Source organism: Candidatus Omnitrophota bacterium, assembly GCA_040755155.1.
GTDB lineage: Bacteria > Hinthialibacterota > Hinthialibacteria > Hinthialibacterales > Hinthialibacteraceae > JBFMBP01.
The window spans coordinates 92,211-105,149 of sequence record JBFMBP010000153.1 but is presented as its reverse complement, the minus strand read 5'-3'; the positions used below and the strand labels follow the sequence as shown (position 1 = coordinate 105,149).

The following is a 12,939-nucleotide window of genomic DNA, read 5'->3' as shown; positions in this document are numbered from 1 at the left end:
AGTTGGAACTTATTTCCTTTCTCCCAATTCCGCATAGGTCCAGCACGGTTCCCATCCCGCCGTCAGCGTGAGGATGGGACCGTCTTTCGTTTGAGGATGCGCCCGGCGCAAGTCCTTGCTTTCGCCGCCGATGCTGGGCGCGTCGTCCATGCGCATAACGCAGATGGGGGCGCCCGATTCTTCCGAAGCGCCGCCGTCTTTGGGGCATTTGGTAAAGAGAACATACTTGCCATCGGGAGAGATGGAGCCGCTGTAAATATGATTGCCGTCTTCTCCGTAGATCAGCTGCAAATTCTGGCCGTCGCCGTCGACGGCGTACAGTTGCGTCCAACCGTATTCGTTAGTGGGGGATTGGTTGGCGGGTCGGGAAGAGAAAATCACGCGCTTGGAGTCGGGAAACCAGTCGGGAGTGCAACTTTGAAAAATGATAACCGGATTGACGACGCCGCTCTGAGCATTCATCCTCACGACGCACCATTGCTGCCCGCCGATGTTGCCCGTGCCGGTAAACCATTGGCCGTCCGCCGACCAGAAGAGTTGCTGATAGATGCCTTTGCGGGGAAGCGTTCGTTCGATCTTCTTATCGGCAATATTGACGATTTGAATTTCTTTTCGAGTCAAGCATAGAATCTGTTTCGCGTCCGGAGACCAGGAGGCCCAGGCGTATTCGGCGTCTTTACCAAAAACTTGTGGATGGCCGCCGTCGGCATCCGCCAAAATCAATTGGCCTTGAAAACCCCACAGATCATGATTGATCGTGGCGCCTTTGGCGATGCGGCGATAGAGCATCCGCTTTCCGTCGCAGGAAAATAGAGGAGCGGCTTCTTCGTAATCCGCCGTATTGGAGATATTGCGCCGTTGCGAACCGTCGGGCCGGGAAAAAAATATATCCCAGGTTCCATTGTCGCTGCGGGCGCTGTAGGCGATCCATCCTTTGTTCGCGATTTCATTCACCAGTTGATCGACGCGGGCGTCTTGCTCCGAACCCATTGCGCCTAGCGTTAACGCACTGAGAATGGAAATGACTTTCCATAATCTATTCATGAGATTGATACTCCTTAATCCCTTAAATGACATTTACATTACTCATGTAACGCGCAATGAATCATTAAAGGAATCTCTTACTCTCGTCGATTGAATCACGAAAACTCGAAATGAAAAGAAAGACGCGAAACAGGAATCCCTTCCTCGCCCCGCCGTTGAAACGGCGGGCTATTATCGTTTGCCCCTTTAAAGGGGCATTTGACAATAGCCCTGCCTTTCAAGGCTGGGAGAAGAAATTTCACGGCTTTCGACTCTTTTCACGTTTCGAAAGAGTGATAATCATGGAAGCCTCAACGTTTGTTTGGAATGATATTTCTAATGGCCTGAAAGTATTTGCTGCGTAACATGAGTTACCTTAGCCATCTTTGACCTATTCCCACAACTCGGAGGGATTTGTCAAGGGCAGAAACGACCTTGCCCTTGCCACCCCTTCAATCCTTTCGCCTAAACCTTACGCAGGTCTAGGGAATTGCGGAATCTTCATCTGTTCGCCTTTTTTCAACGCCGATTGATGGGCGATGATGCCTGGAACCGTATAGGCCAGCGCTTCGTAGACATCGACCGTCGGACGGCGGCCATGCGTCAGGGCGTCGATGAATTCGTGCGTCAAAAACGCATGGGAGCCTTCGTGGCCGGTATCGCGGCGCAACGGTTCGGGAAGCAAATCCGTCTTCCACCATTGCACTTGTTGATACTGTTCGAATTGGGGAAGGTTGCGTACATAGCCCGCGTCGTCCTTTTCCGTTTGATCGCCCTTGCGGACGATTACCGGCCCCACGCCGTTGGGATGAGCGTCGTAAAAGCTCATCTTATCGCCGATCCACTGGGCGCGCTCGCAGCCGCGATGAGCGCCTTTCCACCAAACGTTAACGCGGAAGCCGTGCCCCCGGTCGGTGCTGAACATGGCCGATTCCGTCCAGAAAGGATTCTTATAAACGTTATCCTTCAAGATGGGATCGTCGTCGCCCCAGCCATTGCACATTACTTTAACTAACCGTTCGCCCGTAACGCCGAGCAGATGCGCCGTGCAATGCGTGGGATAGTGCATGGGCGCCATGCCGTAGCGCCAGGTGCGCTGGCCGTTTTCCATATAGAGGCTTTCCAGGCCGTCATGCTGATATTCCGATTCGCAGTAGTAGAGTTCGCCGAATCTGCCTTCCTGATAAAACTTACGGGCGGAGATGGTTTTTTGCTGGTAATAGCTGGTTTCCGCCATCATGTATGTAAGGCTGTATTTTCTTACCGTATCGTGCAGAAGATCGGCCTGTTTCATTGAGCCGTAAGCGGCGGGGACGGCGCTGATGGCGTGCTTGCCGTTCTTCATGGCTTCTACGACATGCTGGACGTGCAGCGGCCCGTCCGTGAAGATGGCTACAGCGTCGATATCTTTCGCCTTTACCAGTTCTTCCAACGAGCCGTAGGCTTTATCGCAACTATAGACATTCATTAATCGCTCGCGCCGTTCGGGTCGCAGATCGCTGACCGCCGCCACGACGCAATCTGGATGCTCATGCCATTGGAAAGAACAACCGAATCCGCCGCCGACGACTCCGATGCGGATTTTTTTCGGCGCCGTATCGACGGCTTGCCCCGCTTGCGAGGCGAGAGCCAAACCGGCAAGAGAAACGCCGCTGGTTTTAAGAAAATCCCGGCGGCGAGCGGCGGGATGATGATCGTCATTTTTTCGTTCAGGAAGGTTGCTCATGGTTTTGGCTCCTTCGAATAGGTAATCTTATTATTTATATATTCATGATCCAAAACATCCAATTTATCCCAGAATTTTTCCGGCGAATCAAGCCGTCCAGGAAAAGAGGAGTTGAAACTATATTTCCGGAACCGCCGTCCAACGTTCAGTCCGGCTGGCTTCCAAAGCGGCTTCCAAAACGGCTTGAGTCTTGGCGCCCTCGAGAATATCCGGCTGTGCGTGGACGCCCTGCGCCGCGCAGGAGACGAAGTTGAAAATGCTATGAACATGGAAGCGTTCCCAACCGATGGTGTTTTTCGGTCCGGGAAGCGTGAAAGGTTTGGGGTAGCGAGAGACGCATTCGATGGCTTTAAAGCCGCGATCCCCGCCGTAGATTCCTTCCGGCGAAGAACCGTCGAAAAATTCGAGAAAATTGGGTTGCATGAGATTGAAGCGGATGGCGCCCTTGCTTCCGTGGGCTTCAAAGCGCACTTCGTCTTGTACGCCTGTTGCCAGACGCGACGATTCCAGCGTTCCCACGGCGCCGTTTTTTAGGCGGAAGAGCATAATCGATAGGTCGTCGACTTCGACGGGAACTTTGCGCGATGGATCGTTCTTAAGCGGCCGTTCTTTGATGAAGGTCTCGCCGAGGTGGAAGACTTCGGCGAAGTCGCCTAATAAATGACGCGTCAGGTCTACAACATGCGCTCCCAAGTCGAAGAGCGCGCCGCCGGGGCCGCTTTGCGCCATATCGAGCCGCCAGGACGCCGGACGGTTGGGATCGACGTAGCCCGCGTGAAGATAGCACACTCGCGCCGAGAAGACGCGCCCCAGCGCCCCCGCTTCCATGAGTTGTTTGGCGCGCAGCATGGCGGGGACGAAACGGTATTGAAACGTCATCTGAGTGACGCATTCGGGATGGCGGGCGGCCGCCTCCGCCATCGACTTCGCTTCCGCGAGCGAACAACATAAAGGTTTATCCATATAAACATGCTTGCCGTTTTCCAAAGCGGCGAGCAAAACGTCTTTATGGAGATAGTTCGGCGTACAACAATCGATAATATCGATATCGCTTCGGGAACAGAGTTCCCTAAAATCCGTTGTTCCGAATTCGAATCCCCATTCGTCCACGGCGCGCTTCCAACTTGCTTCCGTTTTCGCCGCCACGCCGGCCAGGACGATTTTTGCGGGAGGGGGATCGTAATAGAATCCTAGGGAACGGTAGGCATGCCCGTGCATTTTCCCCATAAATCCATGACCCGCCATGCCCACGCGCAAGGTTTTTAACGGCATATTGCTTCCCTTTCTTTATGAAATCTTCAACGCCATCTTAACGATTTCCGTTGATAGGGACAATCGCCGCTTGAATCTTTGCCAATAATCGTAGGGTGGGCTAAAAGCGAAGCGTAGTCCACCAAAGCGTAATCCACTATTTTAATTAATCACTACTACTTTTGGGTAAAGATCGGAAAAGAAGGATGTGTCGCGTTTTTTGATCCATCGATATTTATGGAATGGAGTTATGGATGGGTCAAACAGCGTGACCCATCCTACAATTTTAAATGTTTTGTAATGAAACTGGAAAATTCAGTGCGACGGCTTGAATTTCTTATAGTGCATTCCGCGGCGATCGTAGGAGAGCGGCTCTTCTTTTACTTTTGGCGCTTCCTCTTTTTCCTCGACTTTTTTTTGCAGCGTCTGTTTGAACATGCAGTTTTTGCAGTACATTGCGTTATCGTCCTTCAACTCGCGGCCGCATTGAACGCAATGCCGTTTCTTCATCATTTCTTCCGGCGACAATATCTGGATGCGCTTTTCCCGGATCCATTTTTCAAACATCCATTCTTCGATTTCCAACTCTTCCACCAATTCGATAATCATGGCGTTGGGATGTTCGAGGAGATAATCCTTGGCGTCTCGTAATAACGATTCTTCCTCTTCCAGGCATTTATTGCAGATGTTGTATTTAATCTTGTTGAATAGTTCGCCGCACCGGGAACAATTGTCGATAGGCATTGCATCCTCTCCATTTCTCCAGCGTTCGATGCATCAATCGTGAAGGGCTTCCAACGCTTCCCGATAATTATCGTAAATGGAGAAACTATTTTCCAGATGAACGACGCTCAGTAAATCTTTGACCGCTTGATTCGGCGCGCAAAGCGCCAAGACTCCGCCTTCCGCGAGGGATTGTTTTTGCGCCGCCATCAATACGCTCAACGTCGAGCTGCTGATAAATACGGCTTGGGATAGATCGAGCAGCACTTTACCCGATCCCTCATGCACCGCTTTGCTTAAACGGCAGGAAAATTCCGGGCAAACCGAAGCGTCGATTCTTTGCAAAGGTTGAAGCACGACGACTCCCTTTTCCATTCTCTCCAGCATATTCATGAGCTTATCCTCCTTCGCCGCCTTTTTTGCAAAAAAAATGCGTAGGATGGAGCGATCTCATGGCGGGCTTTATTCAATGCATCGCAATTCGCTAATAAGGTATTTCCTTTTCGATATACGCAAAGGCCGTGTTATCAAGAATGATTATACCACGAATATGGGATTTAAATTAAAGTTTTATTGAGAGAAGCGGATGGGATTGTTTTTTTTGTTTCAAGAAGCGCTAGAGATAACGCGGGGTAAGCGGGAGCGCGGTTTATATTGTCCGCATCGTTTTTAGCGGGCGTGATGCCAGCGTTCTCCGATTCCATAAGCGAGATGCTTAATCGTTAATCGATTTTTCTCTTGATATCCACATAAAACAGAAACATAAAAACGGGGCGGCGTTTGAGAAAAGCGCCGCCCCGGCATGAGACTATTGAAAATTCAACTGTACGATTGTTCCTAAAAATTTCAGAACAAGGACCAATCCGAAACATTGACGGGCGGAGGCAATGCGCCGCTCAGCAGTTCGAGCGTGCCCCATCCGCGTTCGTCGTTCCAGGAATCCTTACGCAAACCCGTATCCATATCGAAGTGCCACCAGGCCCACTTGCCTGTCCGGACGCCGGTGTTGCTGGCATCGTTGACTCCGATATCGAAGCCGACGATTTTAATCGTGAGCGGATCGAGAACCATGTTTTTATCGACTTTGTACTCCACGATAAATCCCGAATTGTCCGCTTTCCCCTTGGCGCCGAAATTCCAATATTGGCCGTCGTCGGACGCATATCCGCCGCCGGGAAGTTCAACGGGCGTCGGAGGATCGTTGCCTGCGGTTCTTACGCCGTTGCCGATAACCGTGGCTTGGAATCCAAACATGTTGGCGTCTTTGGGATTGGATTTGCTGTAGTCTCCATCCAGATACAGCTCGACTCCATCGCATTCCCATACATTGGCGGACGATGTGTAATCCACTAATGGATCGACCATATCCATGGCGACATAGATATTATCGGCGTCATGGAAAACGCGAATCGTCAGGCTCGATTGTTCGGGCGTGTAGCTGGGGCCGCTGATAAGAACGCCGGGCGCTACGGCGTTGGCTCGATCGAATTTAAAAAGGTAAGCGCCTTCGTACTCGCCCGCGCTTATATTTCCATCGAGCGTAACTTTGTTAGTGGTAATCATAGGCGCTTTGGCGGTGCTGGCGCCTTCCAAATCCAGACTTGCGAATCCGATGATTCCAAAAATATTGCCGCTGGCGTCCGCCGCCGTTCCCGAAAGGATTACTCCCTCGCCCGCGTCCGCCGCCGGTTTTAGATCGTAAGTTAACGTCTTCGAGCCGGAGGCGCCAGTCAGTTTCCAGGTGAGAATATTTCCCGCAACCGTTACGCCGGTTGTAGGAGTGGTTTTATTGATTGTCCAACCTACGGGAAGAGTTTCCGTCACGGTTACATCGGCGGTTTTACCGGTTTCTATCGTTACCGTCAACTTGATTCCTGGAACCGGTACGCCTGGCAGGAAGGTTGTTTGCGAGCTGGATCGCGCAACTTCAATGCTGACGGGAATCGACGTAATGGTTACATTCTTGAAAATGCCCGTTTCCAATGCCGCCGTGTCATGCCCTGTTACCGCCAATCCCAGTTTCACTTTCGCAGGAAGGTCCATCTGCTTGGAGCCGATAGTTTTATAAGAGCCGTCCGTCTGTTTGCGCATCATCGTGAAACCGTTGAAAACCCGCATCAGACGGATAGTGTTCGTGTCTGCCGCCCCTTTAGCTGTCAAACCCGGCGTTTCGCCGGAAGCGCCGTCCTTCGTTTCGCGGAATTGAACATCGGAGCCGTAATCCTTGCGCAATATGGCGGTTACATGACGGGAACCCGCCGCATTAGGATCTTCGCGAACCATGAAGCCCAATTTTTTCCAGTCGTTACCCGCATCGGGACCGCCGCCAGGAATAATTTGGTCGCCCCATTCGAGATCGCCTTCGATGATGAAAGCGCCTTCGACCTCTTTATAGACGTAGTAGCAACCGTCCGCGTTGTTCCAAATGTCGCTGCCGCTGGCTTCGATCTTATAAACGCCGTTGGCGAAGCTGGCCGCTCCCATGCCTTCATCGCCGATGCCTGTTTGATCGGTGAAGATTCCTAGCGGTTGAGAGTAAACATTGGGGACGGTTAATAATACTAGACATGTTAGAAAAGTAATTTTTTTGTTCATAATTCCTCCCATACAAGTTTCATATGATTTTCCATTCATTCCATCGTCTTCTTCTTTTTTGTTCTTATTTTTTTTTCTATATCGACTTGCCTCCTTTCTATGGCGGTATTCGCATGGATACGCCTTCTATCCCGCCAAGCGGAAATAAAAGGGAAAAGCGCTTGCGCTCTTTTTCCCATTCCCGCTTTATTACAAATTAAGAATGCTTCGCTATATCTGTGTTTCGAATATTAATTTAATCGTATGAATTTACAATATTTAAACCATGAAGTCAAGAATAAATTTTCTAAATTGTTCTTTCGCCGTTAAAAAAAAACCTGCGGCGTCCTTATTATGGATTGCGCGATTTGCGGCTTCGCATCTATAGTTATTCCAAATATCTTCGCTGTTGGTTTCAGTCAACCGATTTATTCCATGATTGTTTTTTTGAGGTCGATATGCGTATTTTAGTAACCAATGTAGGCAGCACCTCCTTGAAATACCGTTTATACGATCTTCCTAGGGAAGACTTATTAGCTTTTGGCCGCCTTGAGAGAATCGGCGCCGGCAAGGGCGTCGCTTCTTGGGATCATGGCGGACGAAAAGGAAATGTCGAACAAGCATTCAATACTCACCGGGAAGCGATCGAGTTTATCCTCGACCGGCTGAAGGAAGACGTAATCGCTTCCGTTTCCGAATTGGATTGCGTCGCCTTTAAAACCGTGATCGCCAAAGGCTTCGTGGGATGCGAGCGATTGGATGATGACGTATTGCAAGCGATGGAGGATTACGTATTCCTCGCTCCCGCCCATAATCCACCTTATATCAAGGCGATTAAATTGTTTCGGGAATTGTTGCCAAACGCTCCACTGATTGGGCTTTTCGAACCGGCTTTTCACCTTACGATGCCTGAGTACGCCCGCGTCTATCCTGTACCCAAGGAATGGAGAGAGAATTACGGCATTCAGCGCTATGGCTTCCACGGCGCATCGCATCGCTACGTTTCCGAACGTATTCCTCAATTGACGGAACGGCCCATAGAAAAACTCAAAGCGATTTCTTGCCATTTAGGCGGCAGTTCGTCGCTTTGCGCCATTTCCGGCGGGAAATCCATCGATACCAGCCTGGGCTTTACGCCTCAAAGCGGCGTATTTCATGGGACGCGCATTGGCGAATTGGATCCCTTCGCCGTCTTGTTCGTCATGCGGCAGGAAGGCTGCTCCATCGAGGAAATCAATAAAAAATTAACCAAGGAAAGCGGCCTTCTGGGCCTTTCCGGCGTATCAGAGGATATGCGGGACATCGAAGCCGCCATGGATAAAGGCGACCGGCAAGCGCAACTAGCCTTCGATGCTTTCGCCTATGCGGTGAAAAAGTACATCGGCGCCTATTACGCCGCTCTCGGCGGATTGGACGTTTTGGCATTCGCTGGAGGGATTGGAGAAAGGGGATTTCGCGTGCGGCAGGCGGTCTGCCAAGGCTTGGAGCACTTGGGAATTCGCTTGAATCGGGATAAAAATAGATCGTGTTCCGGCGAGGAAGCGCTCATTTCGGAGGAGGATTCCCCCGTCTCGATCTGGGTGATTCCCACGAATGAAGAATTGATCGTAGCTCGCGCCGCCTACCAGAAATTACAAAGTTGAAAGGAACGCCGCCGGCGATTTTGACTACGCAAAATGGAGGAAAATGTGAGAGCGGATGGAAGAGTATTAAAGGTATTTGCGGGATTGTCCAACCGGCCCTTGGCCGAGGAAATCTGCCGCCATCTCGATATCCCTTTGGGCAAAGTCGATATCATCGAATTTAAAAACGAGAACCTTTTCGTCAAAATCGGGGAGAACGTCAGAGAATGCGATACCTTCGTCATTCAGACTTCCACCAGTCCCGTCAATACCCGCATCATCGAAATGCTTCTCATGATTGACGCGCTCAAACACGCCTCGGCGGCGAGAGTCACGGCGGTGCTGCCCTATTTTCCCTATGTGCGTTCGGATAAGAAAGACCAGCCCCGAATTTCCATCGCCGCCCGCCTGATGGTGGATTTGATCGAAGCGGCGGGAGCGGACCGGGTATTGACCATGAACCTGCATTCGTTCCAAGTGCAAGGCTTTTTCCGCGTTCCCACGGATCATTTGTTGGCTACGCCGGTTCTGATCGATTACTTTAAAAATTCTAATTTGGAAAATACCGTCGTTGTCGCGCCTGACGCGGGCGCCGCCAAACGCGCCGAAAAATACGCCCGCTTGCTCGATCTTCCTCTCGCCATCGTCGATAAACGGCGCATCGACAACAAGGATAAAGCCGTCGTCAAGCACATCATCGGCGACGTGAAAGGGAAAAGAGCCATTATTTTCGACGACGAAATCAGTACTGGCGGGTCGTTGCTGAATACCGTCGATAGCCTTTCGGACGAGGGCGTAACCGACATCCGCGCCGGAGTCGTCCACGCCGTGCTTTGCGGGGACGCCGTGGAAAGGATTCAGAAATCCAATCTGAGCGAGGTCGTCGTAACCAATACGATCCCCGTCGAAGGGCCAAAGAAAATCGATAAAATCAAAACGCTGTCCGTTGCAGAAATCTTCGCCAAAGCTATCCGCCGGATTCACAATGGCGAATCGGTCAGCGTTTTATTTTCACCCTATGAAAATATTTAAACAACAGTGACAAGTGGCGAGTGACAAGTGGATAAAAGAATGGTGGTGGGTTACGCTTCGCTTTGAGCCCATCCTATGGATCTACGGATCAATTCATTAGGTTTGTTATTGTTGTTCCAGAAATCGATTCAAATCCGTCAGGTTGTCGGTATTGATGAGATCGATTCCGGTTTCCAGCGCCAATTTCCAAAAACTGGGTTTGTCGGGAACGCTCCAAAAGCGGATTTTTCGCCCCTTGGCGTGAACGTCGTTGACCATTTCCACTAGTTTTGCGTATTGCTCAGGCGCGATTTCGCCTACTCCATTCCATTGGATATAATTCCTCCAATTCGGGGCGTACCATGTCCATCGATTGTCCGCTTTGGGATCGCCGGATTTATAGTCATTGCTGTCGCGGCAGAATTTCCGGACGGGGAATTGTTCGACGAACCGGGTTTTGGATTCCGCGTCTCCCGTCAAAATCGCCGTAACCGGTCCCGCCTTGATTTCCTTATCGGTATAGACAGTGAACATGGAATAGCGATTCAGCAGCTCATGCAGAACCGGTCTCAATTCGGGGCGGGCATCTTTAATGTCCAGCCATAAATAAACCGTTTCGCCGTCTCCAAAGACGAAGCCTTTTTGATCGACCAACTTCTGCAAAGGATCGAGATAAAGCTCCTTCAATCCGCCTTTGTATTTTCCTTCGTTATGGGAAACCAGAATTTCTCCGTCCACCAGCCAGATATCCGCTTCCACGCTGTAGCAGCGGTTATCCAAAGCGTCCAACAGGGGACGCTCGTGTTCATAATCGTTATGGGAGTGGGCGTAAATGTGATATCCAGCCTTCGCCGAAGGTTTTAACGCCGTTTCTTGGTTTTCCAAAGCCCGAACGGGAGAGAGGGAGATCGTCAAAATCCCAATGAAAAAACTTACAAGAATCGAACGCCGAAGTTTCATAGAATCGCTCCTATATTTACAATAAAATCATGCTTTATCCTATCCCGAAAAATTGGCGAGAAAAGAAGGATAATCGTTAGGAATTCGTGAACCAGCGGAGCGTTCTAGGCGTAATCCGGCTCGTTTCCCTTTTTCCATTTGATATTGCATCCCGCGCTGGGCTTTTGCGCCATGGAACATTCTTCACCCGCCAAAACGGAGTCGAGAGCCGCTCGCAGATCGGCGCCGGTAATGGGCTTATCGTTGCCGGGACGGCTGTCGTCCAATTGACCCCGATAGGCGAGTTTACGATTTTTATCGAAAAGAAAGAAATCCGGCGTGCAGGCGGCGCGATACGCTTTAGCTATCTCTTGCGATTCGTCGTAGAGATAGGGAAAGACGTATCCGGCGGATTGAACCTCTTCCGCCATTTTAGCGGGACTATCGTCGGGATAATTTTCCGCATCGTTGGCGCTGATGGCGACAATAGCGGCGCCGCGTTGGGCGTAATCCACGCCCAGCCGCGCCAGTTCGCCGCGCACATGCTTGACGAAGGGGCAATGGTTGCAGATAAACATAACCAGCAGCGCGGGGGCATCGGCGAAATCGCTTAGAGAAACGATATTCCCCTTCGTATCCGGCAGCGAGAAATCCGGCGCCGCCGTTCCTAAGGGAAGCATAGTGGAGGGTGTATGAGCCATGAGCGTTTACCTCGCTTTACGTTTTTGTATATTGTAAAGGAGGTTTTAAAAATGAGAATGGAGAATCCCTGCGATGTTATTAAGTTTTGGAAGATCGGGTTTTAATCTTTGCCGCCGATTTTTTGGGGTCGGATTTTTTCATCGCTGCTTTTTTCTTCGCAGTCGAGGCAATTGGAGGCGCTTTCCAAAGCGGCATGGTTAAAGGAGAAAATCCCATGCGAGCGGCGGCGTTTTGGATAAATTCGCGAGCGTAGGGATAGACTTGAGAAGGTAAGACATTTTGCGTAAACAGGGCGAACAACTCATCCGTAAACGGTGTTTTGGAATCATATTCCGAATCGATTACAAACTCGATATTCAGGATCGCATTTTTATTGTTATCTTCGGCGCATAATCGATAAGATGTCGACGCTTTTGCTCGGTTGCCGTCAAGATTTTTATATTCCGCTGTGCTATTCAAATGAATATTGATACATTCATTTTTTTTAGGAGTTTCATCAAACAAATCAGCGTGAATGCGGCTGATCCAAATGCGTTTGAGCTCCAACTCCCGAAGGAATTCGCGGAATTGTTGAAACAAAATCTGCAAAGATTCTTCGTTTTTTTTCGGCATTATCATAACCTTGGTTATGCGACAAGATGTAATTTGTTCTCCGGCGGCAGAGATTCGAGAGAAGAAAAATCGGAAACGCCGATATTCAATTCGATTTTAAATTGCGAAGCGCTGCCCGCCGACCAATGGGAACAAATCTTCTCCAGATTCATCTTGAAAGATTGAAAAGTGTAACCCAACAAAAGAGATTGGTTGATAAAAGCGTTAAGACTTACACCCTGTTTTTTGGCTTCGATAGCCAATTCCCGGTGCAATTCTTTTGTCGTCCGAACCAGAATTCTGCCGTTGTAGGGAGATTCCTCCTCCGGTTCGGGAATGGGAAAACCTTCTTCGATCCAATGAGAAAAGAGAGTTTCCTTCACTTCTCTTAGTATTTGTATAGCCTCTTCTTCCGTGTCGCCAGCGGCGGTCATCGTCATTCTGCCCAATTGAGGGATAAAGGCTTCGAAGCCGCCGCCATCCTCTTCTCGCAATGGTTCGATTTCTATTTTATACGGCAAAGACATGTAGTAATTCAAATCACGATTCATCTTGCTCATCATCTTCCTCGGATAAATTCTCCATGTCTGGCGATTATAGGTTAGACTGATGATATCATATATAATATCGCGAATAAGACAAGGTTCATGCAGAAACGTCCTATATAGCGTAAGTTAAAATGGGAGTGCGAGCATCTTTGCATTCATCGTATTTCGCTTTTGCAAGCGGAACGCCCGCTCTGCCAACAGGCATAATATGAATTAAGGAAACGAATCC

Annotated in this window: 13 protein-coding genes; 3 read left to right on the top strand and 10 right to left on the bottom strand. The window is 49.9% G+C overall.

The window, feature by feature from the left end; genetic code table 11:
- Positions 1-9: 9 nt before the first annotated feature.
- Positions 10-1,044, bottom strand: a complete 1,035-nt coding sequence (locus tag AB1656_24155) for a hypothetical protein (protein MEW6238491.1) — start codon at positions 1,042-1,044, stop codon at positions 10-12.
- A gap of 110 nt (positions 1,045-1,154) precedes the next feature.
- Between AB1656_24155 and AB1656_24150 the strand changes: the two genes are divergently transcribed.
- Entirely contained in the window at positions 1,155-1,388 is a 234-nt protein-coding gene (locus AB1656_24150) for a hypothetical protein (GenBank protein MEW6238490.1), read from the top strand.
- Positions 1,389-1,495: 107 nt separating this feature from the next.
- On the opposite strand, the gene AB1656_24145 is transcribed toward AB1656_24150, so the two are convergent.
- From AB1656_24145 to AB1656_24125, 5 genes are all read right to left on the bottom strand, one after another.
- Positions 1,496-2,749 (bottom strand): Gfo/Idh/MocA family oxidoreductase, encoded by a 1,254-nt coding sequence (locus AB1656_24145; GenBank protein MEW6238489.1) that lies wholly within the window; start codon positions 2,747-2,749, stop codon positions 1,496-1,498.
- A 117-nt stretch (positions 2,750-2,866) separates the two neighbouring features.
- The gene (locus tag AB1656_24140) at positions 2,867-4,021 is read right to left on the bottom strand and encodes a Gfo/Idh/MocA family oxidoreductase (protein MEW6238488.1); all 1,155 of its coding nucleotides are present in this window, start codon (positions 4,019-4,021) and stop codon (positions 2,867-2,869) included.
- A 294-nt stretch (positions 4,022-4,315) separates the two neighbouring features.
- Complete coding sequence (locus tag AB1656_24135; protein ID MEW6238487.1) at positions 4,316-4,744, bottom strand: hypothetical protein; 429 nt, start codon at positions 4,742-4,744, stop codon at positions 4,316-4,318.
- Between the two features lie 33 nt (positions 4,745-4,777).
- The gene (locus AB1656_24130) at positions 4,778-5,116 is read right to left on the bottom strand and encodes an STAS domain-containing protein (GenBank protein MEW6238486.1); all 339 of its coding nucleotides are present in this window, start codon (positions 5,114-5,116) and stop codon (positions 4,778-4,780) included.
- Between the two features lie 453 nt (positions 5,117-5,569).
- Positions 5,570-7,318, bottom strand: a complete 1,749-nt coding sequence (locus AB1656_24125) for a sugar-binding protein (protein ID MEW6238485.1) — start codon at positions 7,316-7,318, stop codon at positions 5,570-5,572.
- Positions 7,319-7,755: 437 nt separating this feature from the next.
- Here AB1656_24125 and AB1656_24120 point away from each other — a divergent pair, with 437 nt between their 5' ends.
- A complete protein-coding gene (locus AB1656_24120; protein MEW6238484.1) occupies positions 7,756-8,940 on the top strand; it encodes an acetate/propionate family kinase in 1,185 nt (394 codons plus the stop codon).
- A gap of 45 nt (positions 8,941-8,985) precedes the next feature.
- A complete protein-coding gene (locus AB1656_24115; GenBank protein ID MEW6238483.1) occupies positions 8,986-9,951 on the top strand; it encodes a ribose-phosphate pyrophosphokinase in 966 nt (321 codons plus the stop codon).
- Between the two features lie 105 nt (positions 9,952-10,056).
- Here AB1656_24115 and AB1656_24110 read toward each other — a convergent pair whose 3' ends face one another.
- The 4 genes from AB1656_24110 to AB1656_24095 form a co-directional block, all read right to left on the bottom strand.
- On the bottom strand, positions 10,057-10,890 hold the full coding sequence (locus tag AB1656_24110; GenBank protein MEW6238482.1) for a hypothetical protein: 834 nt from the start codon (positions 10,888-10,890) through the stop codon (positions 10,057-10,059).
- A gap of 104 nt (positions 10,891-10,994) precedes the next feature.
- Complete coding sequence (locus tag AB1656_24105) at positions 10,995-11,570, bottom strand: thioredoxin family protein (protein MEW6238481.1); 576 nt, start codon at positions 11,568-11,570, stop codon at positions 10,995-10,997.
- Between the two features lie 79 nt (positions 11,571-11,649).
- Positions 11,650-12,150 (bottom strand): hypothetical protein, encoded by a 501-nt coding sequence (locus AB1656_24100; GenBank protein MEW6238480.1) that lies wholly within the window; start codon positions 12,148-12,150, stop codon positions 11,650-11,652.
- Positions 12,151-12,197: 47 nt separating this feature from the next.
- Entirely contained in the window at positions 12,198-12,713 is a 516-nt protein-coding gene (locus tag AB1656_24095) for a toxin-antitoxin system HicB family antitoxin (GenBank protein ID MEW6238479.1), read from the bottom strand.
- Between the last annotated feature and the right edge of the window lie 226 nt (positions 12,714-12,939).